This is a genomic window from Paenibacillus sp. J2R1T-4 (assembly GCF_059692235.1).
In genome coordinates, this window is record NZ_JCAUBA010000001.1 from 530,358 (window position 1) to 553,057 (window position 22,700).

Genomic DNA, 22,700 nt, shown 5'->3' on the forward strand with positions numbered 1-22,700 from the left:
ATAGAGTTAGATGGGCTTGTTCGCTTTTAATTTAGCTTTTATGGCCGACTCTACAGCATCAGGAACGAGATCAGCAATCGGGCCATCGTACCGTGCTATTTCCTTAACGATACTCGAACTTAAGTAAGAGAACTTGGGATTCGTCATCATGAAAAAAGTTTCGATCTTATCGTTTAATTTGTGATTAATGGATGCCATCTGCATCTCATATTCGAAGTCTGAGACTGCTCGGAGACCCTTAATAATGACGTTTGCTTGCTTCTTACTAATATAGGTAATCAAAAGTCCGCTGAAGCTGTCCACCTCCACATTTGGCAAGTGTGACGTCACTTCAGTTAATAGCTGCTTCCGCTCCTCTACAGAAAACAGCGGTGTTTTCGAGCTATTATTGGCTATGGTCACGATTACTTTATCGAAGATATCCGCTGCCCTGCTAATAATGTCGAGATGTCCGTTAGTGACAGGATCGAAGCTGCCCGGACATACTGCGACTGTAAAGTCATGATTGATCAGACTCATGTTCTTCAGCTCCCTTCTGCAATGTATAGATCGACACTGCGGTATCCCCATATTGTACCCTGCGGAAACATTCAGCGAATCCGATTCGTTCTTCGCAGTCATAACTAGTTTCATGTTCCACTACGATCGTGGCATCCTCCTCCACCAGTTGCAAAGTCTGAAGCATGGAAATAATCTGCTCTATCGTACGCAGCTTATAAGGAGGATCCAAGAAAACAAGGCGGAATCGCACATCTCGCTTAACCATCGCTTTCAAAGCTCTTTGCGCGTCATTCACATAAACCTCAGCTTGCTCAGCCAGTCGGGTAACTTGCAGGTTATGTTTGACGATCTCTACACTGCGCCTGTCTGCATCCACGAATACAGCATGATCCATACCGCGGCTTAACGCTTCAATTCCCAATCCGCCCGTTCCAGCAAATAAATCTAAAACTGCCCCGCCGTCGAAGTAAGGCCCGATCATGCTGAAGATCGCTTCTTTTACTTTGTCTGTCGTCGGACGCGTCCCCATTCCCGGAACGGCCTTTAGGGTTCTTCCTTTGGCACTGCCTGATACAACTCTCACCCTGTACTCCCTCGTTCCATTGCATAGTTCTGTAGTTATCGTAACATATTGGGTGATTGGTTCACAAAATTTGTGAAGAGGAATGTATAAATGATACGAATTCTGTCAAAAATGGATTTATCGACATGAATAGTGTCGTAGACAACCGCGGAGAAGACTTACGTTTCCCCATAAGCTCTTCGTCCGGTTTCTCCTCTCCCATGAGGTACCTGCGCAAGCGGGTACCAAAACATTCCCTCCGCAAAGCCTTGTGCTGTGCGGTTTTTTTCTATTCAAGATGAACTAGCAAGTCCATCAATGTATGCAGCCTTCCAATAGAAGGAATCCCTCTCCGAATAAACTCCTCTTCTTTGGTGCAATAGCCGAGAAAATCAACGCCTGCCTCCTGCGCCGCTTTTCCATCGATCCATGCATCACCAACGGATAGCCATTCTTGGCGCTCAATTTTGGGGTAATAGCTCATAATGTTGTGGATTCCTGAAGGTGATGGCTTCAAAGCATCCATCTGTTCTCTACCGAGAATACGATCAAAATAGTGGGTCACCCCGGTGTGTTCAAGCGCTTCTATAGCTGCTTGTCTAGCATTATTGGTCAGTATCACAAGACGATATTGATTGGTCAGAGCATCCAGCAAGTCAGTCGCACCAGACTCCAGACCAGCATCCTGCATACCTGCCCGTTCCCATGCAGCAACGCGGTCCCACATCAGCTTCTCTACAGTTTCCGATAAAACCCCAGTGGCTTTACAAGCTTGCAGCAAAGTTGCAACGGTGTGCTCATGGAGAGGAAATTGCCGATCCAGGATGTTTTGCTGGATTAGCAAATCAAACACATCCGCCTTCATACTCGGGAAATCAATTCGCGACCGGAGAATGGTATTGTCCATATCAAATATAATGCCTTTGTACTTAGCTGTCCCTATCTTTGCCACTACTAACACCCCATAGTATCAAATGCATGATTTCCCGATTTAGAAAAGAAGGCTGTTACGCATCACGGTAACGGCTTGTCCGGCCAGAATGACCCTGTCTCCTTCCCATTGGAGAAGAAGTTCGCCGCCTCTCTTCGAGGCTTGATAAGCTCGAAACGAGGTTCGATTGCTTTTGGATCCCCAATATGGGGCTAAACAGCAATGCGCTGAGCCCGTTACTGGATCTTCATTTACTCCTAATGCGGGGTAAAAACATCTGGAAATAAAATCATACCCATTCTCTGCAGATCCCGCGGTTACAATTACTCCTCTTACAGGCAGCTGCTTCAAACGCTCAAAGTCAGGCTGCAATTGACGGAGAACTTCTTCCGATTGCAACTCCACCAATACATCCATCCGATTCCGACCTATATATATCGGTGTAACACCTAATGCATGTTCCAGCAATGGGACCCATTCCGTCACCTCTTTAGCAGGCTCGGAAGGGAAGTTCATCTTAATCCAGTCACCATTCTTGTCTGCAGTCAGAATTCCACTTCGTGTCTGGAACCGTGCTTGCTGCCATGTGTCCAAGCAGCCTGTTTCCCATAGCACATGTGCGCTTGCCAACGTCGCATGACCGCACAAATCCACTTCTGCAAGCGGAGTAAACCACCTTAAGCGGAAGCCCCCGCCCTGCTCCATATTCAAAAAAGCAGTTTCCGACAAGTTCAATTCTGCCGCGACGGCCTGCATCCAGACGTCATCTCGAGGCTCGTTCAGGATACAAACCGCTGCGGGATTCCCTCTGAAAGGTTCTTTCGTAAATGCATCCACTATGTATATTTCCATCTGACATTCCTCCAGGATTTTCATTTACCCTTTATCCGTTTTCAGGTAATCCGTTACTTGAGAAGGGTGTGTGAACAACAGATCTGGTGTAACTTCAAAGTCCCGGGTCTGAACATGTTCGAACCACTGTACGGCAGCGGTTAGAACACCCGCACCTTTGCCTGCACGGATATCTGCTATACTATCCCCTAAAAACATCGTCTCTTTCGGGGTTGCATTTAATCGACTCATCGCTAGCAGCACACCTTCCGGATGCGGCTTAGGATTTTGAACATCATCCCCGCTTATTTCAACATCGAATAACCCTTCCATTCCAAGATGCCTCAGAGAGATCGCCAAGCTATGACTTCCTTTACCTGTTACGACCCCTAAGCGATAGGAGGCTTGTTTGAGTGCAACAATCATATCATGGATGGCTGGAGAAGCCTGCACCAATTGTTGATGATGATTGTTATAAAGCTGAAAGAATTGTTCCACGGCCTGTTCCGCTTGATGCTTCTGCTTCAAATGAATTCGGATGATATCCGGCTCTGTAGGCCCGAATAAGGCGATAATGCCGGCATTATCAAGCTCAACTCCATCGTAAGAGCGGAATACTTCCCGCAGGGAATGAAAACAGACAGGAAGCGTATCCGCCAAAGTCCCGTCAAAGTCAAAGAGTATCGTTGTATGTTTCATATTTACCTTCCTATGAATAGGGTAGTTTGTTGAAAGAGAGGTACTTAGCTGAAGAGGGGCCATAGTGGGCTAACTGCATCAGATCATCGTGTCATACGGTTCCAGATCCAACGGAAAGCAATCGTAAGGACGACATAAATCAGTATAACAACAAGCAAAGTGATCATCCGCTCATTAAAGCTGCCGTCCGCAAAAAGGACCGGTCCTACTCCGAAAAAAGTGACTAACGCATAACATAGCGCGAATAAAATGATGACGATTGCCTTCATCGTTCCCACTCTCCTATTGTCAATTAGTCCTAATGAGTCTACTCTATACTACAATATGGGCTTCATCTGCTCGAGATGATGATTATCGTGCCAGATGAAATCTTTTAAATAACGTACGACTGTGAAGGGATGCCCGTCCGCATCGGTGTATTCCCCGTTGAATTCAACCTCTGAGAATGTATCGATTAACTCTAGTATTCTTGTCCTATAAGTGATAGCTTGATCAGCAAGTAAATCCGTTTGTGTGAGCTTTCCGTGTTGTTTGGCATTCTCATTAAATGCATCATAATCCAGATGTCTCACAGTCAGAGGTTCACCAAGCTGAATCTTCCCGATGGCTTCCTCCAAAAAGTATTTGTCCCAGAGCGCAATATGGCTGACTACTTCACGAACCGACCATCTACCGTCTCCGAGACTCGTATTCCACTTCACCTCATCTTGCTCTAGTGTCCGAACGAAACCGATCCAAGCTTCAAATTGCTGCAGTAACCCCTGTCTCACTGTCATGTTTGATTGCTCTGCTGGATTGTTCAAATCGCTCATCCTCTCTTCTGCTTAAAAAAGCATGCCGCTGAACGCTTCGCCAAACATACGTTCTTCTTCAGTATACTAAAGATTAGTACATTTTTGAAGCCGTTGCTTACGACCAGTGAATGACGCGATCACATATTCGATTGACCAGATGCATGTCGTGGCTGATTACCAGCATTCCCAGCTTATCACGGCGCACCCGGTTCAGCATCGCATGCCAGATGTGGGCTTGAGTAACGGCATCCAGCATAGTGGTCATCTCATCCGCAATCAAAAAGCGTGTATGAGGCCCAAGAGCACGAGCTACGCAGAATCGCTGCAGTTCGCCACCTGAACATTCATTCGGCCACCGATCCATCCAAGCTTCTTCAATCCCCAGATCTCGCAGCAATTCTGTCTCTGGAACCCAGCCTTCATTTACAATTCGCCGCATTCTCCACCGAGGATTGACGGCTTTCTCTGGATGCTGTAACACAAGCTGCACAGGATTGCAGCTCGTCTTTGAAGAGCTTCCACCCTTAATGGCGACCATTCCTTCATCGGGTTGGTCGTAACCGGCTAATACACGGCCCAATGTCGTTTTCCCGCAACCGCTCGGACCGACAAGTCCTACTAGTTCCCCTTCCTGGATCGTAATATCATATCCTCGGAATACCCAATCATCCTTTGTATACTTGAATCCCAGATTGCGCCCCTCAAGAAGCATGAATGCACCTCACTAGCCCTGCTCGAACTTCACGCACCGCAGGTCGGTCTATGTCACAATCAGGAGTGGCCAATGCGCAACGAGGCGCGAACAAGCAGCCGCCGGGTAAATGATCCGATAAAGGTTGAGAACCTGGAATAGGCACGAAATCATTCTGGGGTAAAGCGCGCCATAATGCTCGAGTATACGGATGCCGCAGCCTTTCCCCCTTGTCTGTAAAATCAGCGGCAGGAGCAATTTCTACAATAGTCCCGGCGTAGAGAACAGCTATGCGATCCGCAATACGCAAGGCAGATTCTATATCATGGGTAATCATCAGGATTGAGGTCCCGTTAGCGGCGAGCTCTTCGAACTGACTCAGTGTTTCACTAACAATCTCAGCATGCAGTCCTGGAGTCGGTTCATCTGCTATGATGAGCTGTACGTCGCTAACCGTTGCAGTAGAGAGAAGCACGCGTCGAGCCATCCCACCCGACAATTGATGAGGATAGTGCTGATATACCTCCTCAGCCAAACCTAACTGTTGGAATGCTTGTTTCACTTGTGTCAAGGGATTGCGGCTGCTCGCAGTTATTCGAACCTGATCTCCTACACGCATTAAGGGATCCAGATAATTTACCGATTGAGGGATGAGTGTAATTTCATTACCTCGCAGGTGTGTGAGTCTATCCGCTGTCAAGGGCATATCCTTGTAAAACACGCTTCCGCTAACAACAGCATTACTTGGAAGAATCCCTAACAACGCATGTGCGAGCAAGCTTTTGCCCGATCCGCTGGAGCCGATGACCGCAACAATCTCTCCCTTTTCCAGGGTAAGCTCAATGCCGTGCAATGTCTCCATCTTATGCTGTTGCAAGCCATTCCTGTATCGCTCAAATGACACACGCAAATCATGAACTTCTAATAAAGGCATTGTATCCCACCTCCTAACTAACGTTTCGAGCTCAAATCTATTCCTGTGCCCGCCTTGGATCTGTAAATCTTCGCAGGTTCTCCCCCATTACATCAAACGACCTAACCACAATGAGCAGGCATAATCCTGGAAAGAAGGCTAACCACCACATACCCGTTGATAAATACCGCATAGACTCCGATAAAATAATCCCAATGGCCGGCTGATGCGGCGACAACCCTAACCCGAGAAACGTAACAGCAGCTTCGTGCAATATGGCATGTGGGAATAAAAGCAATAACCCCACTAACAGCTGCGGCAGCAAGTGAGGCAGCATATGACGAGTTGCGATCCACCAACGTGACTTGCCAAGCTGTCTGGACAATAACACATACTCCGCATGTTTAAGCTGCAGTACCTCCGCCCTAATTAACCGTGCCAGACTGGGCCAGTGGGTAAGAGCAATTCCGACAACTATGCCCTTCACCCCTCCGCCAAAAGCAAAGGCAATCAATATCAGTGAAACCAGATGAGGGACGCTTAGGAACAGGTCTATTAACCAGGATACGATTCGGTCAGCAGTCTTGCCGGCTGCTGACAGCATGCCCATTATGGCGGCAATGAGACAACTGCACGCTGCGGCGAGCAGCCCTACCTGCACACTCAAAGCTAAACCTTTCATTGTTCGGGCGAACATGTCTCTCCCCAGCCAATCTGTACCGAACAAATGAGTAAAGGCAGGTGATAAATTACGATCCTCCAGATTAGTGATAATAGCTGAATCATCTAGAAACATAGCTGCGATCCATGGTGTAATCACGATAATCCCTGCAACAACACTAGCTATAACCGCAGCCTGTCGACGGTTGATTATCAAGAATGGCAGGAGAGAATGAATTGTCTTATGGCGGCGCTTCATCATAGAGTTGTCTCCTCCTTCATTCTCGGATCAACGACTCTATACAACAAATCTGCTATCAGATTGCCTGAGAAAACGAATAATGCACTGAATAGCACAAGTCCTAATAACAATGGGACGTCGCCTCTTAACCCCGCATCTACAGTAGCTTGACCTAATCCGGGATAAGAAAACACCTGCTCCGCTAATACAGCCCCGCCGAATAGTTCACCGAAAGAAGCGAACTGTAACGTCAGTGCCGGCAAAGCAACATTACGTATTCCATGTCTCCAGAACAGCTGCAGTCCACGCTCCCCGCGTGCTCTAGCGAATAAGATAAAGTCGCTGTCCAGCACATCAATCAGCTTCTGACGAGTGTGCAGCGCAATTGTAGAAACCCCGATTACACTCAAAGTGAGAGCCGGCAAGATGAGATGCTGTATGCGGTCGGCCATCGTTATTTCTTCGCGCAGAAGCCCTGCTGGTACGCCAAGCCCCACGGGGAACCATCCTAGCCAAACGGCAAATAGAAGCAGGAGCAGCAGAGCTAACCAGAATGTAGGTGTAGACGCTAACAAATAGCAGTACGATTTGATTATGCGATCTGCCCATGTTCCTCTCCGCATCGCCGCTACTACACCTAGTGAGAATCCTATTATCCCTGACAGCAACCAGGATACCCCCATCAAGGCTAGCGAGCTGAGAAAGCGCTCACGGATAACATCCGCAACAGGGAGTCTATAGATCATGGACGTTCCCAAATCTCCATGAAGCAGTGCCGAGCCCCATCTCAGCATTCTCTCGAAAGGGGGATCATTCAAACCCCAATATGCCGCGATATCCATCCTCTGCTCAGGGCTTACTCTAAGCATGTCTGCCCCAACATAAGCCTGAATCGGATCAATGGGTGAGAAATTCACTAACCAGAAGGAAAGAATACTGATTGCAATTAAGAGGGTCAGTAACCGCACGCTTTTCCATCCAATAAAAACTAACCACCTATTGCGGTTCATTGCACTTCCTTCCTCTCTACTAGTTATTCCAGCTCCACTCTTCGATGTTATCCGTTATCGGCCAACCATGGCCATGAGGATGAATGGGTTGCTTGCCTATATCCAGCTTGTCCTTCACCAAGTACAAGTGATCGATGTTCACTAACCAGGCCCAAGGCGCATCACCCTGAAAGGCGACCCCGGAAGCGCCGTCCCACAGAGCTTTTTTCCAATTATCCCAAGCCGCTTCTTCTGTTGTGGACTTGAGTGCCTTGTCCATCCATTCGTCCACTTTGGGATTGCTGTAAAAGTTAGGATTGTAATAATCCACACCTTTATATTTACTGCTGTAGATCGTATAGAGTTCTAGCGGATCGTGGCTGCCCCAACCAAACATAACTGCATTCGAATGCATAAGGCCCGTTATGTCATCCCAGCTCTTTCCCTCTACGGCAATCTTGATCCCGATCGGTTTGATCATATCTGCAACGGCTAGCGATAAGGATTGTCTGGTCACATCTCCAGAAGGATATATTAATGTGAATTGGCCTTTGAGCGCACCCTTTTCCACAACACCGTCTCCATCTTTGTCTTGCCATCCGGCAGCTTCCAATAGTTTGCGGGCTTGCGCTGGATTGGCATCTTCAAACTTCGTTTGCGGATTCCACCAAGGCAGTCCGTCTACCGCACTGTAGGCAGGCGAGCCGTAACCTTCCAATACTCCTTTAACCAAGGCCTGTCGATCTAACGCTATGTTAATCGCTTTTCGAATGGCGGGATCCGCTGTTACATCATTGCCGATCGGGTATCCCTCCTTGGTCTTAGCCCCAGATTTCACATAAGGAAACGACATGCCTCGATTATCTACGGTCTTTAGCGCTTCAATCCGCATGCCTGATACCGATTGTTTGCTGAACGCAGACGGGATGTAGGCCACATCCACTTGTCCAGCCTTGGCGGCAGCATATGAAGCGTCCTCGCTTAAGAACAGGAAAGTTATTCTTGTAAATTGCGGCTTCCTCCCATAATATTCAGGATTAGCCTCTACAATAATTTGCTGCCCTTTATCCCATTGAACCAGCTTGAACGGTCCAGAGCCAATTGGCTTCTCTGCATAACCTTTGCCGTATGCGTGCTTGGGGACTATGCCAGTCGTCACGAGTTGACCGATAAATGTGGACTGCGCTTCCTTAAGAGTAAAAGCAAGCGTGTATGGATCCAGTGCCTTAACGCTCTGCATATTTGATAAATCTACGACAGATCCGTTATTAGCAGCGGTTTCGAATGTAAACCGTACATCTTCAGAGGTTAGCGGCTTGCCATCAGAAAATTTGGCATCCTGACGGAGTTTTACGGTCCAGACTTTTCCATCCGCACTCACTGAATAGCTTTCAGCCAAATCGTTCTGAATCTTTAGCTGGCTGTCGCGTTTGAGCAACGTGCTCTGGAACAACGGAGAACCGTATCGTCCCCAACCAGTTGTCGGGTCGAATCCAGCTTCTGGCTCTGCGCCCACAGCTAGCATTAATCGATCTCGAGGCGTGCTTTCGCTTGGTTTAGCATTTGACGTGCAGCCTGTAAGCAGTAAGCTTGCCGCTATACAAACCATAAGTGCTTTTTTTACCACTCGTATTCTCATGGGTCTCACTCCATTTTCCATTCTTTAACTTCCATCCGTGTCACGATTCGCTAGAATTGTAGCACAATCCATCGAAGTTATCACTATTCTTTTCAAAAGCAAAAACCCTCCAAAAGCGAATAAGCTCGCAAGGAAGGGTTACTAGAATTGCGTTGTTAATGGTTATCTATCAAGGATGATGATGATGATCGGAGGTATGACTATGGTCTGAGCTATGCTCCTCAATAAAAGTTACCGAGAGCTCAGCATAATGCACTCCTTTTTGCACCTGAATTTTCTGTTGGAGGGTTCTGAGCCTTCCCATCTTCCCACGGACTGCTATGACTTCCAGGCATTGATCGTGGTTCAAATGAACGTGCATATTCGAAATAATATCGTGATGAAACTCGTGCTGCAGCTCCATCAAAAGTAAGGGAAGATCGCTTACATGATGATCGAACACCATAACGATCGTACCTGCCACGAGCTGCTCGGACTGCACCCTGGACGGTTCCAACAGTGTGCGTCGCACCAGATCTCTAATCGCCTCTGAACGGTTCGTATATCCCTGTTCCACCATATATTGATCAAATTGCTCGATTAACGGAACGGGAAACGATACACCGAATCGGGTTAACTCTTCCTTCTCTGCCATAGACTCACCCAACCTGTTTCATGATTGAGGAAAGTGTAACATAATCCGTCCTTATAATAAACGCCTTAGTTATGTATGAGTCGTATGCAAATCAGTTGTCAGTGTAAGTCAGTCAAGAAGGCCCGCTCCGTCATTCCGCCATCTGCTCCACAGCTTTTGAAATCTGCTTTCCATATCGTGTATCCGAGACAGGAGTAGGTACGGTTGGCGATTGGGTACGACTGTAATATAGAACCAGATAATTACCACTCTCAAACACTAAGGGAGGGTATGAACTTCGTATCATTTGACGTTGATAGTAGGCTTGATAGCCTTTTTCTCGTTGCTCTTTCGATTCGTATTGGTATACTCGGACTTCTTCCTGTAAACCAATCTTATAGACCTTTGGGGTCTTACCGTTGAACGATGTATCACTGCCTGCAGCAGTTTCTTGGAATGGGATTCCTTCTGCTTTTAATGCCTCCGGAAAAGTAGTCCCTTTCTCTCCCTTTAGGGTAATAAACAAAATAATTAAAACTAGGCTTAGCAATATTACAAGATAAAATGGTTGCTTCTTCATAAGGCAACTATTCCTCTAACAGATGGTTCGTGCAGTTATATAATTCACAATCCCAGCCTTCTGACTGCTTTTTGAGAATAGTGAGAGAAGTATTATGAAGCAGTTCCAAAGTTTCCAGATGAGGAATCATACGTTTTAATGTAGTCCCGATAAAACCTCCGTGACTGACTATCAGAATCCTTAGATCCGGGTGTTGCTCAGAAATTCGGGTTAGAGCGGAGACGCCGCGTAGACCAAGCGCATCCCTTGACTCCATATCAAGATCCAGCTCCCGCCACTTCGGGCCCCATTTTGCGACTATTTCTTCTTCTGTCATGCCTTCTATCTGGCCCAAATTAATCTCACGCAGCAGTGGATCTGTTAAAACCGGGATGTTCTTAATACTCGCAATCGCCTGAGCTGTATCTCTAGCTCTACCCAGATCACTGGAATAGATGATATCCCAATTCTCACTGCTGAGGCGCCTGGCAAGTCTCTCCGCTTGTTTCCTGCCCTCAGCGTTCAACGGAATATCTGTATGTCCTTGCGCTCGTCTTTCGATGTTCCAATCTGTGATCCCATGTCGAACCAATCCTAGTACGGTCATTGTTACCCTCTCCTGTTCTCTTTATCTGCCTGATCTATCCTACCCCTATTATACGAGCAGCAAGCAGCAATAGGAAGAATGTAACTCCCAATAACATGAGGATAAAATCGCCCCGGCTGAATCGTTCGGATGGTTTGCTGCGGATACGGTTAGACGCGGATTGATAGCCGCGCATTTCCATGGCCGATGCGGTCACCTCAGCCATTCGAAGCAACGAAAGCAGCATCGGTATTGCGATGGCTGGCAAGTCCCTTATATCAACAGCTCCAGGCTTCGATCTGCGCCGTCCCCTAGCATACGCAATACGTGCAAAGCGCAGCCATTCCCCCCTGATCAGCGGAACGAAACGCATCAGCATGGACACATACAAGGCCAGAGCTTCCACAGGCACTTTCCAACGAGCAGCCTTTGCTAAGCTTTGTTCGAGAGCTTTCTTCAAAGCTAAGGGACTGTACTGCAGCGGAAGCAAGAACCCTATCGCCATCATGAACAGAAATCGCAGCATCGCTCGCAATGTATCCGCGGCTTCAGATACAGAGAATCCGATAAATTCGATACCCGCCAATATCACAGTCACACTTGTCAGCCATACGAAAGGAAGTACGGCTTTCCACACGGTCTTGAACGATACGTGCGAACCAGCGATCGATACCATTGTAATCACCGCGGATAATAATAGTCCCAGTAGACTGTTTTGCAGCAGCATCCCCAATGCTACCAGCGTACAGAACACCCATGCTGATCTCGGATCGGGCTTGTGTCTTGGATCTGGAAGCGGAATTGGGATGGAGACTGGATGTGCTAGCGAGGAGGCTGCCGCTTGTTCTGTTGAGATTAGGTGAGCAGGCGGCCGTTCAGCATAGGCTGAAGGAGCGCGCACGCCGGCTGCATCGGCATTCGTAGCGGCCAAAGGAGCAAGCACGGCGGCTGCCGCTTCGCCGCTCTGCAGCCTGCGGCTGACCGCCGCCGCGAAACGCGCCGGCGTCAACGCCTCCCCGGCACCTGCGTCGCCGGGCAACCCCTCGGTCGCGCCAACGCGCGACCGCAGCCACTGTGCTGCCCGCATGCTGTCGGGCAGCACCAAGCCCGCCTGCCGCAGCACGGCAGGCGCAGCCACAAGCTGCTCGCGGCTCATAGCCGCCGCGAGACGCCCTTGGACGAGGAGGATCACCTCGTCCGCCAGCGGCAGGAAGGTCTCGAGATCGTGCGTAGCAAGCACGATACCGCGACCTTCCTGCCGCGCCCACCGCCGCAATTGCTCGGCAAAGCGGCGTGTGCCCTCAGCGTCCAGCCCGGCTGACGCTTCGTCCAGCAGCAACCACGCAGGCGCAGCCGCTAGCGTAGTTGCAAGGGCAACGCGGCGCTGCTGGCCGCCGCTTAACGCGAACGGGTGCCGCGCGAGCGCTCCCGCCGGCAGGCCAACCTCTTGCAGCGCCTTCGCCGTATGCTCCGCAGCTTGCTGCTTCGACCACCGCAATGGGCGCAGCGAATAATCGAATTCGCCCTGCACAGAGCGCGCGAACAACTGCTGCTCAGGAAATTGGAACACCATCCCGATAGCCGTTGAATCCACACCTTTGTGAATCGTTCCCTCATCCGGACGGATCAAACCGCCAAGGAGGTCCAAAAGGGTCGATTTGCCTGATCCGTTTGGTCCAATCAGCAGAGTCACTTTACCTGGTTGAATCGAACATGAAATAAAATCGAGACGTTTATCGTAAAATAGCTTCTGCTCCTTGAGATCACCGGTTCGCTCAATTCCACTGCCATCGAGCTTAGCTGCCAGTCGCCTCCCAAAGACACTCACATTTTTTAACACGATTGTCTGGTTATGCAATGGATAGCTTCACCTCCAACAGCTCGAAGAGCTCCTCACAAGTAAGCGGAAGCTCAGGCAAACTTACGCCTTGCCCCATTAGCTCTCGCGCAGCTTGGACGGCAAATGGAGGTGTGAAACCCAACTGCTCACAAATAGACTCTTCCTGATCAACCTCTTGCTTAACGGGGTACAGGAAGCTTTTTATACTACCATCATACACAATCCGTCCTTGGGCAATAGCGACAGCACGATCTGCATAAACGAGCTCTTCCATCGCATGTGTAATCCATACAATCGTTACCCCTTGTTCGTGTAAGGCTCGAGCAGTGTGCAGCAGCCTCTCGCGGGCTTGCGGATCCAGCATTGAACTTGCTTCATCGAATATGATAAGTTCAGCTCCAGCTGCTATACAACCCGCAATGGCCAGTGCTTGCTTCTGTCCTCCTGACAGCTCGGCAATCGGATGCGAGCGCTCGCTTTGCAAGCCAACTGCTTCAAGCGCATGACAAAGAACAGACTCTCTGTCTTCGGTAGGAACGTCGATTAACTCAAGGATGTATACCAAATCCTCCTCAACCGTTTCACCGATAAATTGCGACTCTGGATTCTGCATAACCATTCGGATCTTTTTGTTGCCGGGCTGCTCAGAAAACTCATCTCGATCAGTCCAGCCTGGTTTAATGCCCCCAGAAGACACGGGTAATAGCCGGGCTAATACCTTTGCAATAGTGCTCTTCCCGCTTCCATTCTTGCCTACAATGGATATCCATTCTCCTCGATTTAGGACAAGAGAAATATCGTCCAACACTTTAATAAGATGTCCATGGCTAGTGTAGGCAACCGAGATCCGTTCCAGCGTATAAGCGTTTAAATTCATCGAATCTCCCTCTAGTCAGTCTGACTTATGTATGCTACAATGCGAATTGTTAACCACCACACACAAAATAGGTTAACAAATAAAAGGAGACTTGGCAATGGTACATTCATCTGCATGGAACGTTAGAGGGATTACATACAGCGCATTATTCGGTGCGCTTCTGGTGGCGTTCAGCTTTCTGAACATTCCACTTGGCTTCACACCGGTTCCGATCAGCTTGTCTAATTTTGCAATTATGCTGACAGGCGGTCTTTTGGGAGCCAGATATGGATTTCTAAGTATCGGTACGGTTATTGGTCTTGCCGCTCTCGGATTACCTCTGATTCATGGTGTAGGTGGAGTTACATTAATTTTAGGATCAAGCGGGGGGTTTGTCTGGGCTTACCCGTTCTCTGCGTTATTGATTGGATATTTTATATCCAAGATCAAAGGGAACGGTTGGGGATCATTTGCACTGATGTTTCTTGTATTAGAGGTATTTGGTTCCTTGCTTTTATATGTAACAGGCGTTCCATGGTTGTCACACGCGGCTGATTTAACGTTTCAAAAGGCTCTAGCATTAGGCTGTTACCCTTTCTTGCCAGGAGATGCTGCAAAAGCGTTAGTAGCTGCATTTGTCATCCGTCAACTGCGGGTTTACTACCCTACCGGAGTGTTAACCTCTAATTCTAACAACGTTATACGATTGGATCAATAAAGTGTTGTTTTGTTGCTGCAGGCCCCTGATAGGGGCTTGCCAGCAATCCAACCACTGTCCTACCTGCTATTCCTCTCCATCCTTCAATTTCAGATCAATTTGATCCAATAGCCTTTGAACGGATTCACTGTCAGTTTGACCAGATGCTTTGAACTGGCGGAGCATCTCGACCATCTCTGCAGCTTTTGCCTCTTTGTCCGCTTCCTCACGAATATCACTCGGATCGAACCATACATAAGCATTGTCAGGACCATTACGTAGAAAAGCATTTTTCCAATGATCCGGATAGGAGTAGTTCTGTTCACTAAACATAATACCTAACACATCATCGCTGTCTAGCGGGAGCAATTGATGAAAATTCTCTTCCGATCCATCGCTAACATGAAGATGCTTATACGCATAATGCAAATAATGGTCCCCGGTTTCCTTATCCTTTACAATCTCATATAGTTCATTACTATCGCCACGGAGCGGCTTTATCGTTTCGATCCGTTCCTGCAGCATATCTTGGGGTACTTGCCGCATCGTAGTCCATGACTCTGTCATTGTGCTGCCTCCTAAATGCTTTGGTGGAAACTATACTCTCAGGATTACTCTTGGCTTCCTCTGACCAAATAGAACTGGATGCGAGACGTAAGAACGCCTATGGCTATTTCATTACGACCGCCCTCTGGAATAATAATGTCCGCGAATCGTTTGGAAGGCTCTACAAAAGCATCATGCATAGGCTTAACCGTCTCCAAATACTGTGTAAATACGGATTCTACAGAACGCCCCCGCTCCTGCATATCCCTCATGAGTCTACGAAGGACGCGGACATCTGCATCCGTATCGACGAATACTTTTATGTCAAGCTCATTGCGGATATTAGGGTCTGCGAATAATAAAATTCCCTCTAATACGATAACTGACTTGGGCTCGACCTTGACCGTTTTATCTTTGCGGCTATGCGTGGAGAAATCGTATTCGGGCATGTCTATCGACATCCCTGCTCTAAGCTGACGCAGCTGTTGTAAAAGCAAACCACTGTCAACGGATTCAGGATGGTCATAATTAATTAGTTCCCGTTCCTCCATGGTCAGATTACGATTGTCCATATAGTAAGAGTCCTGAGATAATAACACTACACTTTCCGTCCCAAGCTCATTTACGAGGCGTTCTGCAACAGTTGTTTTACCTGACCCTGTGCCGCCTGCAATTCCGATAATCAGCATCTTAGGTGCCTCCGAGGTTATTTAGGGAAATACTCATTTTGCAGAGAAACTAATTCTACTAATGATCGCTCCGCCCATTTCTGCGTGCGCTGAAGTAAACGAATCTCCGATTCGATCGCTTGTCTTAGAGATTCTGAGTACTTGGGGACTACGCCGCGATAGGGGTGAATCGCCTGCGCTGGGATCCAGGTTTTCTCCCGATAGGACAATGCCCTGCGTTGATGAAACATCGCTACTTCGGTTTCCATCGGATTATGCAGGTCACCTTGCTCTGGATGTTTGACGACGGCTGCGATTTGTACGAGCGCGCGGGGAGGAGCCCACTCCATGATCTCCCCTACATATTGCCCAGTTTTATACTCCACAAGAACGAATGTACCAACAGGAAGTGTTTGTTCCGACATATAAATAGCCTCCTTCATAACTTAGGAATCAGGTGTTTCTGATATTAGAAAACGAAATAAATGGTCGATCGACTGCATGGCATATAGTCTTGCGGCAGGTTCTTTCCCTCTCAGCCGGAGCAAGCAAGGCACGCTCGAGATCTCCCAAGCTTGTACAAGGTTGGGAAGAAAGTTAACATTAGCCGCATAGAGAGGCAGCTCTGGACGCATTACCTTAAGGATATCCAACATTTTGCGCGCAGCTGCGCAGGTTCCGCAAAACGGGGTGTACACGAACAAAAACAACCGATCAGGTAAACCGGAATTGCCCCCGTTAGCTTGATCGTCCAGATGACTTTGCAAGTTGCGTTCTGAGAGCTCAATCATCCGGTTTCTCCGGCTGCATGATGGGGGTCCAGAAGTTCAAGCGAATCCACCATTATATCCAACAGCTCAGGAAAATCACTCCAATGACCCTCATCGATCTTGCGATTGAAGGTACAACGAATCTCGTTAGTGAACGTGTGGTTGAGTTCTGCATCAGGATTATAGGGGAAGGAAATGGTTTGCTTAATCTCTGGGCGACCGTCCCATAGAGCTTCCAACTGTCGTTGAATCGTCTGGCATGTATTTGCCGTCTCGCTTATTTCAAGTTGGAATCTAAGTTCTAACGAGCAGCCTGGATAAGCATTTTTCCACTCCAATTTCTCGCCTGCCAAATCGGACAATGCTGCAGAGAGACGAAGCTCCCCTATACAATTCCCATTCTTCAATCGGAAACGGATGACAAACGCTCTAGACATGTCTGCTAGATCCACTAAATCGTGACGGCCGACTACCAGAACAAGACCTTCCAAATCCAGGTCATAGACCGCTCCCTCCATGACAACCTTTAAGTTCTCGAATATTGTGGGATCAAACATAGGCGCCAGCCCTCCCAAACCATGGTTTTCTTCTGCATAGATTATACCAAAGGACAAGCCAAAAGAAAAAGCAGCTTCCGCATAAAACAAACAGGAGAGCTTGAATAGCTCTCCTGGATGCTGGACGCTCGTATTAAGTGTACATCGTTTCACGCAATCGTTTCACTTCTGCGCTCTCCAAATATTCATCATAAGTGGTCATCCGGTCAATCAAACCATTCGGTGTAATCTCGATAATACGGTTGGCAATCGTCTGGATGAACTGATGGTCATGTGAGACGAACATCATGGAAACATCCGTATCGATCAGACCGTTATTCAAAGCCGTAATGGATTCCAAGTCAAGATGGTTAGTAGGCTCATCCAATAATAATACGTTTGCTCCTGTCAGCATCATCTTTGATAGCATACAGCGAACTTTTTCTCCTCCGGACAGTACAGATGCTTTCTTCTGGGACTCTTCTCCAGAGAATAACATACGGCCAAGGAACCCGCGGATGAAGGTTTCGTCTGGATCCTTGGAATACTGACGCAACCAATCGACCAAGTTCATATCTACTCCCTCGAAATAGGAGGAGTTATCTTTCGGAAAATAAGCGTGTGTCGTCGTTACTCCCCACTCATAGGACCCGCTATCCGCTGTTTCCTCACCGGTAACAATCTGGAACAACAGTGTTTTAGCTGTCCCGTTCGGTCCAACCAAAGCAATTTTGTCCCCTTTGTTAATAACGAGGCTTATATCGTTCAAGACTAGCTCTCCATCAATGGATTTGCTGATCCGGTCGATTGACAATATGTTTTTACCCGCTTCGCGTTCGGGTTTGAAGTTAATGAACGGATATTTACGATTCGATGGACGAATATCTTCAAGCGTAAGCTTCTCCAGTTGTTTTTTACGGGATGTGGCTTGCTTGGATTTGGAGGCATTCGCGCTGAAGCGTGCGATAAACGCTTCTAACTCTTTGCGTTTTTCTTCCGTCTTTTTGTTAGCATCGCGGGAAAGCTTCACAGCAAGCTGACTGGACTCGTACCAGAAATCATAGTTCCCTACGTACATCTGGATTTTACCAAAATCAATATCGGCAATAGCCGTACAGACTTGGTTCAAAAAGTGACGGTCATGGGATACAACAATAACGGTACCTTCAAACTTACTCAAGAAATTCTCAAGCCAGTTGATCGATTCCAAGTTCAAATGGTTCGTCGGCTCATCGAGCAAAAGGTTCTGAGGATTTCCGAACAAAGCTTGCGCCAAGAGAATCCGAACTTTCTCATTGCCATCCAGCTCTTTCATCTTCTTGTTATGCAGATCGGTGCCAATGCCTAACCCAATGAGCAGCTCCGCTGCGTCAGACTCCGCTTGCCATCCGTCAAGGTCCTGAAACTCCCCTTCCAGCTCAGCAGCACGCATTCCGTCTTCTTCGGAGAAATCCGCCTTTGCATATAAAGCGTCCTTCTCTTCCATAATAGAGAATAGCTTCTTGTGACCCATCATTACCGTCATTAGCACTTCGACTTCATCGAATTCGTAGTGATTCTGCTTCAGGACGGCCATGCGTTCACCCGGCGTAATATGAACTTCACCGCTGTTCGGTTCAATCTCACCGGATAATATTTTGAGAAAAGTTGATTTACCTGCCCCGTTCGCTCCAATCAAGCCGTAACAGTTACCCGGGGTGAATTTAATGTTCACATCTTCGAATAGTGCACGTTTGCCATAGCGAAGAGTGACGTTGCTTGTAGAAATCATTTATATACTACCTACCTTTCCATTCAACAGAGGAACTTCACACATTATAATATCTTATCATAAAACAATCCCGGTTCCTAGTTGCATCATTCCGATTTGAAAAATTGGATTAAAGCAATACTGTTTCAAACGGATTAAAACTAGTATACACTAGGCAGGTAAGCCATTTGGGATGAGGAGGCGTCGTCATGGAAAGAGACAGCAAATCGTTAACAACAGGGAAAAGTATTACTCTACGGTTGGAAATACATACGGATTTAGTGAAGTTCAGTGACATTGTAACTGCGATTGTTGAAGAAGGCGGCGACTTGGTAGCGATCGATGTTATACAGACGAAACATGATCACACCATTCGTGACTTGACGGTTACTGTTACCGATTCTGCTCACATCCAGGTAATTGTAGAACGAATCAAATCCATCAATGGCGTCAAGCTGGTCAACATATCAGACCGAACATTCCTTATGCATCTTGGCGGTAAAATCGAAACCAAACTTAAAATACCGATTCAGAATCGGGATGACTTATCTCGAGTATATACGCCTGATGTGGCGCGAGTCTGCATGGCGATTCACGAAGAACAGCGCAAAGCGTTCACCCTGACGATCAAGCGGAACACGGTTGCCGTTGTTTCGGATGGCAGCGCCGTGCTCGGGCTAGGCAATATCGGACCATTAGCCGCCATGCCTGTCATGGAAGGGAAGGCTATGCTATTTAAGCAATTTGCTGATGTCGATGCATTCCCGATCTGCCTGGATACACAGGATACGGAAGAAATTATTCGCACCATTAAAGCGATCGCCCCTGCATTTGGGGGCATTAACCTGGAAGATATCTCTTCACCGCGATGCTTCGAGATAGAGGAAAGATTGAAGGCTGAGCTTGATATTCCTGTCTTTCACGACGATCAGCACGGAACGGCTGTTGTGTTGTATGCCGGACTGATCAGCGCCTTGAAAGTAGTGAAAAAATCCATTGAAGACATTAAGGTTGTCGTCTGCGGTATTGGCGCAGCTGGTATTGCCTGCAGTAAGATTTTGCTCGCGGCCGGTATCAAGGATCTCATCGGAGTTGATCGCGAAGGCGCTCTTGTGCGTGGACAAGCTTATGCGAATCCGATGTGGAACTGGTATGCCGAGCATACGAATCCGAACCGTGAGACAGGGTCCTTAGTCGAAGTGTTGAAAGGTGCTGACGTATTCATCGGTTTATCCGCTGGCGGGTTGTTGAAGCGTCAAGATGTAGCGTCAATGGCACCTCGTCCGATCGTATTCGCAATGGCAAATCCGACCCCTGAGATCAGCCCGGAAGAAATCGAAGATATCGTCGGCGTTGTTGCGACAGGCCGATCCGATTATCCTAATCAGATCAACAATGTGTTATGCTTCCCTGGAATGTTCCGAGGAGCGCTTGATTGCCGGGCGACCATCATCAATGAAGAGATGAAGCTCGCTGCCGCCGAAGCCATTGCATCTGTAATTACAGATGAAGAGCGCAACAAGCTCTATGTCATTCCGAGTGTATTTAACGACAAGATCTCTACGCTTATTCGCGATCGAGTCGTGGAAGCCGCGATTCGCACCGGTGTGGCTCGCCGTATCCCTCGAGAGTATCGATAACCGATTTTTTAGATGGACAAAAGACTGAATACCCTCATCGAGGGCGTTCAGTCTTTTGTTGTTGTGTAACTATCCGCGATTACGTTCGATCTGCTCAACCATTTCTGCTAATATACCCCAACGTTCCATCGTCTGCTCAAGAAGCTCGCCCAGCTTCTGCTCTTCCTCGAACAAATCACGAACCGTATCGTAGTTGCTGCCTGCTTCGGTAATTTGCCCTTTTACTTTCTCCAAACGTTGTTCCAGATCGGCAATGTGCTGTTCAATCCCATCCCACTCCTTCTGATCCTTGAAGCTCAGTTTGCGCAATGAATGAGCCGCTGTTGCTGATTCAGAGTTTGTGGAGTTGGCTTCGGAGGTGTTCGTCTTCTCTGATTTCTTCAAGCTGTTGACTAATTGTGTCTGGTTGCGTTCCGCTTGAAGCTGTTCCTGCCGTTCTTCCAAATAATCCGAGTAATTGCCGAAGAACGAACGAACTACCCCTTCCCCTTCGAAGCAAAGCAATACATCTGCTGTACGATCCAAGAAATAACGATCATGGGATACAGAGATGACTGTTCCTGGGAATTGCTCTAAATATTCTTCCAGAATCGTTAACGTCTGTATGTCAAGATCATTAGTCGGCTCGTCCAATAATAAGACATTCGGTTCGGACATCAAGATTCGCAGCAAATACAATCTGCGCCGCTCTCCGCCAGATAGACGATCGATCGTCGTCCATTGCTGGTGTGGCGGAAAGAGGAATCGCTCCAACATCTGAGAAGCGGAGATTGATTCCCCATCCGTTGTTCGGATCACTTCCGCTCCTTCCTTCACGTAATCAATTACTCTAAGCTTTAGATTCATATCTATACTTTCTTGCGTGTAGTAGCCTACTTTGACGGTTTGTCCTACCTCAATCGAACCTGACTCTGGCTCTAATAGACCAGCCAACATATGGAGTAAAGTGGACTTACCGCTTCCGTTCGGTCCTATAACACCTATTCGCGCTGCGGGTTGCACGAGATAACTGAAGTCCTTGAGTAGGGGACGTCCTTGAGCATTCCTCGATACCTGGTTCAACTCGAAAACCTTTTTACCCAGGCGACTTGCCCCCAAGGACATATCGAGCTGTTCGCGAGGTCCATCCACGTGTTGATCCCGTAAAGTTTCAGCACGATCAATCCGGGCTTTCTGCTTCGTCGTCCGTGCTTTGGCACCGCGTCGCAGCCAGGCTAGCTCACGGCGTAAAAGGTTCTGTCTTTTATTCTCTGAAGCGGCCTCCTGCTCTTCACGTTCGGCCTTCTTTTCCAAGAACACTGCATAGTTGCCTTCGTAGGCGTACAACTTTCCCTTGTCTAATTCAAAGATTCGATTCGTGACACGATCGAGAAAATATCGATCATGGGTAACTAACAGGAGGGCACCTGGAAAGCGCAATAGCACTCCTTCCAGCCATTCGATCGTGTCGTTGTCCAGATGATTCGTAGGTTCATCCATAATGAGTAACTCTGCAGGACGAATAAGCGCTCGTGCCATGGCAACCCGCTTCCGCTGACCGCCAGACAATTGATTTACCTGTCTGGTCACATCATGAATGCCTAGACGAGACAGGACGGTCTTGGCTTCCGTCTCTGCGCCCCAAGCGTCTGTTGCGTCCATTCCCAGTTGAGCCTGGAACAGCTGCTTCTGCAGCTTCTCACTTCCTGGATCTTGCGCAAGCGCAGACAATGCGCCTTCATATTCTCGGAGCGCTCTCATTAACGGTGTGTCTCCATAGAAAACTTGCTCGAGAACTGTTCCCCCTGATTCGAAAGATGGATTCTGCGGCAAATACTCTACACGCATCTGTTTGGCTGTGAACACCTCGCCGGCATCCGCAGCTTCAAGTCCGGCCAGAATATGCAATAATGTGGATTTTCCGGTCCCGTTGACCCCGATTAATCCAATTCTTTGTTTATCCGATATTGAAAAGGTGATGCGATCGAACAGTACCTTCTCTCCATAACTTTTGCTTAATTGTTCCGTTCGAATAATTGTCATCAGATCAGCCTCTAAGTTTCATATAGGTTAGTTATTACATGCTATTGTATCGCTTAGCCCTAGTTTTGTCATGTGGGGCATGACAAAGATGTGAACGATTTGGTATTCAATGGTTTGTATTGTACAATGAAGGATGCACAACCTGCTCCAATTACAATATACGTCA

General features: G+C 47.8%; 26 protein-coding genes. 2 read left to right on the top strand and 24 right to left on the bottom strand.

Annotated elements, in window-relative coordinates; all coding sequences use genetic code 11:
* Positions 1-6: 6 nt before the first annotated feature.
* The 17 genes from coaD to AC58QD_RS02680 all read right to left on the bottom strand — a co-directional run bounded on the left by coaD (position 7) and on the right by AC58QD_RS02680 (position 13,926).
* The gene (coaD, locus tag AC58QD_RS02600; RefSeq protein ID WP_497329677.1) at positions 7-519 is read right to left on the bottom strand and encodes a pantetheine-phosphate adenylyltransferase; all 513 of its coding nucleotides are present in this window, start codon (positions 517-519) and stop codon (positions 7-9) included.
* A complete protein-coding gene (rsmD, locus tag AC58QD_RS02605) occupies positions 500-1,084 on the bottom strand; it encodes a 16S rRNA (guanine(966)-N(2))-methyltransferase RsmD (RefSeq protein ID WP_497329679.1) in 585 nt (194 codons plus the stop codon). Before rsmD ends, coaD begins: the two co-directional genes overlap by 20 nt.
* A 268-nt stretch (positions 1,085-1,352) precedes the next feature.
* Complete coding sequence (locus AC58QD_RS02610; RefSeq protein ID WP_497329681.1) at positions 1,353-2,015, bottom strand: HAD family hydrolase; 663 nt, start codon at positions 2,013-2,015, stop codon at positions 1,353-1,355.
* 39 nt (positions 2,016-2,054) lie between these two features.
* Entirely contained in the window at positions 2,055-2,846 is a 792-nt protein-coding gene (locus AC58QD_RS02615; RefSeq protein ID WP_497329683.1) for a PhzF family phenazine biosynthesis protein, read from the bottom strand.
* 24 nt (positions 2,847-2,870) lie between these two features.
* A complete protein-coding gene (locus AC58QD_RS02620; RefSeq protein ID WP_497329685.1) occupies positions 2,871-3,524 on the bottom strand; it encodes an HAD family hydrolase in 654 nt (217 codons plus the stop codon).
* An 83-nt stretch (positions 3,525-3,607) separates the two neighbouring features.
* Positions 3,608-3,793, bottom strand: a complete 186-nt coding sequence (locus AC58QD_RS02625; RefSeq protein WP_497329687.1) for a DUF6954 family protein — start codon at positions 3,791-3,793, stop codon at positions 3,608-3,610.
* Between the two features lie 48 nt (positions 3,794-3,841).
* Positions 3,842-4,336 carry a DinB family protein gene (locus AC58QD_RS02630; protein ID WP_497329689.1) on the bottom strand — a complete coding sequence of 165 codons (495 nt, stop codon included), beginning with the start codon at positions 4,334-4,336 and terminating at the stop codon, positions 3,842-3,844.
* A gap of 97 nt (positions 4,337-4,433) precedes the next feature.
* Positions 4,434-5,030, bottom strand: coding sequence for an ABC transporter ATP-binding protein (locus AC58QD_RS02635; RefSeq protein WP_497329691.1), 597 nt, complete (start codon positions 5,028-5,030; stop codon positions 4,434-4,436).
* A complete protein-coding gene (locus AC58QD_RS02640) occupies positions 5,020-5,943 on the bottom strand; it encodes an ABC transporter ATP-binding protein (RefSeq protein WP_497329693.1) in 924 nt (307 codons plus the stop codon). The genes AC58QD_RS02635 and AC58QD_RS02640 overlap by 11 nt, the downstream gene beginning before the upstream one ends.
* 37 nt (positions 5,944-5,980) lie before the next feature.
* Positions 5,981-6,844: an ABC transporter permease gene (locus AC58QD_RS02645; protein WP_497329695.1), complete on the bottom strand. Its 864-nt coding sequence runs from the start codon at positions 6,842-6,844 to the stop codon at positions 5,981-5,983.
* Positions 6,841-7,833, bottom strand: a complete 993-nt coding sequence (locus AC58QD_RS02650; protein WP_497329697.1) for an ABC transporter permease — start codon at positions 7,831-7,833, stop codon at positions 6,841-6,843. The genes AC58QD_RS02645 and AC58QD_RS02650 overlap by 4 nt, the downstream gene beginning before the upstream one ends.
* A gap of 19 nt (positions 7,834-7,852) precedes the next feature.
* The gene (locus tag AC58QD_RS02655; RefSeq protein WP_497329699.1) at positions 7,853-9,451 is read right to left on the bottom strand and encodes an ABC transporter substrate-binding protein; all 1,599 of its coding nucleotides are present in this window, start codon (positions 9,449-9,451) and stop codon (positions 7,853-7,855) included.
* A 169-nt stretch (positions 9,452-9,620) separates the two neighbouring features.
* Positions 9,621-10,085 carry a nickel-responsive transcriptional regulator NikR gene (nikR, locus tag AC58QD_RS02660; protein ID WP_497329701.1) on the bottom strand — a complete coding sequence of 155 codons (465 nt, stop codon included), beginning with the start codon at positions 10,083-10,085 and terminating at the stop codon, positions 9,621-9,623.
* A 130-nt stretch (positions 10,086-10,215) separates the two neighbouring features.
* A complete protein-coding gene (locus AC58QD_RS02665; protein WP_497329703.1) occupies positions 10,216-10,644 on the bottom strand; it encodes a hypothetical protein in 429 nt (142 codons plus the stop codon).
* A 7-nt stretch (positions 10,645-10,651) separates the two neighbouring features.
* Positions 10,652-11,230 (bottom strand): histidine phosphatase family protein, encoded by a 579-nt coding sequence (locus tag AC58QD_RS02670; protein WP_497329705.1) that lies wholly within the window; start codon positions 11,228-11,230, stop codon positions 10,652-10,654.
* Positions 11,231-11,264: 34 nt separating this feature from the next.
* Entirely contained in the window at positions 11,265-13,067 is a 1,803-nt protein-coding gene (locus AC58QD_RS02675; protein WP_497329707.1) for an ATP-binding cassette domain-containing protein, read from the bottom strand.
* Positions 13,060-13,926: an ATP-binding cassette domain-containing protein gene (locus AC58QD_RS02680; RefSeq protein WP_497329709.1), complete on the bottom strand. Its 867-nt coding sequence runs from the start codon at positions 13,924-13,926 to the stop codon at positions 13,060-13,062. Before AC58QD_RS02680 ends, AC58QD_RS02675 begins: the two co-directional genes overlap by 8 nt.
* A 97-nt stretch (positions 13,927-14,023) precedes the next feature.
* Here AC58QD_RS02680 and AC58QD_RS02685 point away from each other — a divergent pair, with 97 nt between their 5' ends.
* A complete protein-coding gene (locus tag AC58QD_RS02685) occupies positions 14,024-14,623 on the top strand; it encodes a biotin transporter BioY (RefSeq protein ID WP_497329711.1) in 600 nt (199 codons plus the stop codon).
* A gap of 66 nt (positions 14,624-14,689) precedes the next feature.
* Here the strand turns inward: AC58QD_RS02685 and AC58QD_RS02690 are convergent, their stop codons facing one another.
* The 6 genes from AC58QD_RS02690 to AC58QD_RS02715 form a co-directional block, all read right to left on the bottom strand.
* A complete protein-coding gene (locus tag AC58QD_RS02690; RefSeq protein ID WP_497329713.1) occupies positions 14,690-15,169 on the bottom strand; it encodes a hypothetical protein in 480 nt (159 codons plus the stop codon).
* Between the two features lie 44 nt (positions 15,170-15,213).
* Positions 15,214-15,837, bottom strand: a complete 624-nt coding sequence (gene udk / locus AC58QD_RS02695; protein ID WP_497329715.1) for a uridine kinase — start codon at positions 15,835-15,837, stop codon at positions 15,214-15,216.
* Between the two features lie 17 nt (positions 15,838-15,854).
* Positions 15,855-16,241, bottom strand: coding sequence for a kinase-associated lipoprotein KapB (gene kapB, locus AC58QD_RS02700; RefSeq protein ID WP_497329717.1), 387 nt, complete (start codon positions 16,239-16,241; stop codon positions 15,855-15,857).
* Between the two features lie 21 nt (positions 16,242-16,262).
* A complete protein-coding gene (locus AC58QD_RS02705) occupies positions 16,263-16,607 on the bottom strand; it encodes a thioredoxin family protein (RefSeq protein WP_497329719.1) in 345 nt (114 codons plus the stop codon).
* Complete coding sequence (locus AC58QD_RS02710) at positions 16,604-17,143, bottom strand: hypothetical protein (RefSeq protein WP_497329721.1); 540 nt, start codon at positions 17,141-17,143, stop codon at positions 16,604-16,606. Before AC58QD_RS02710 ends, AC58QD_RS02705 begins: the two co-directional genes overlap by 4 nt.
* Positions 17,144-17,276: 133 nt before the next feature.
* A complete protein-coding gene (locus AC58QD_RS02715; protein ID WP_497329723.1) occupies positions 17,277-18,893 on the bottom strand; it encodes an ABC-F family ATP-binding cassette domain-containing protein in 1,617 nt (538 codons plus the stop codon).
* Positions 18,894-19,081: 188 nt separating this feature from the next.
* On the opposite strand from AC58QD_RS02715, the gene AC58QD_RS02720 reads away from it, so the two are divergent.
* A complete protein-coding gene (locus AC58QD_RS02720; protein WP_497329725.1) occupies positions 19,082-20,512 on the top strand; it encodes an NAD-dependent malic enzyme in 1,431 nt (476 codons plus the stop codon).
* Positions 20,513-20,581: 69 nt separating this feature from the next.
* Here the strand turns inward: AC58QD_RS02720 and AC58QD_RS02725 are convergent, their stop codons facing one another.
* The gene (locus tag AC58QD_RS02725) at positions 20,582-22,534 is read right to left on the bottom strand and encodes an ABC-F family ATP-binding cassette domain-containing protein (protein WP_497329727.1); all 1,953 of its coding nucleotides are present in this window, start codon (positions 22,532-22,534) and stop codon (positions 20,582-20,584) included.
* Positions 22,535-22,700 lie beyond the last annotated feature (166 nt).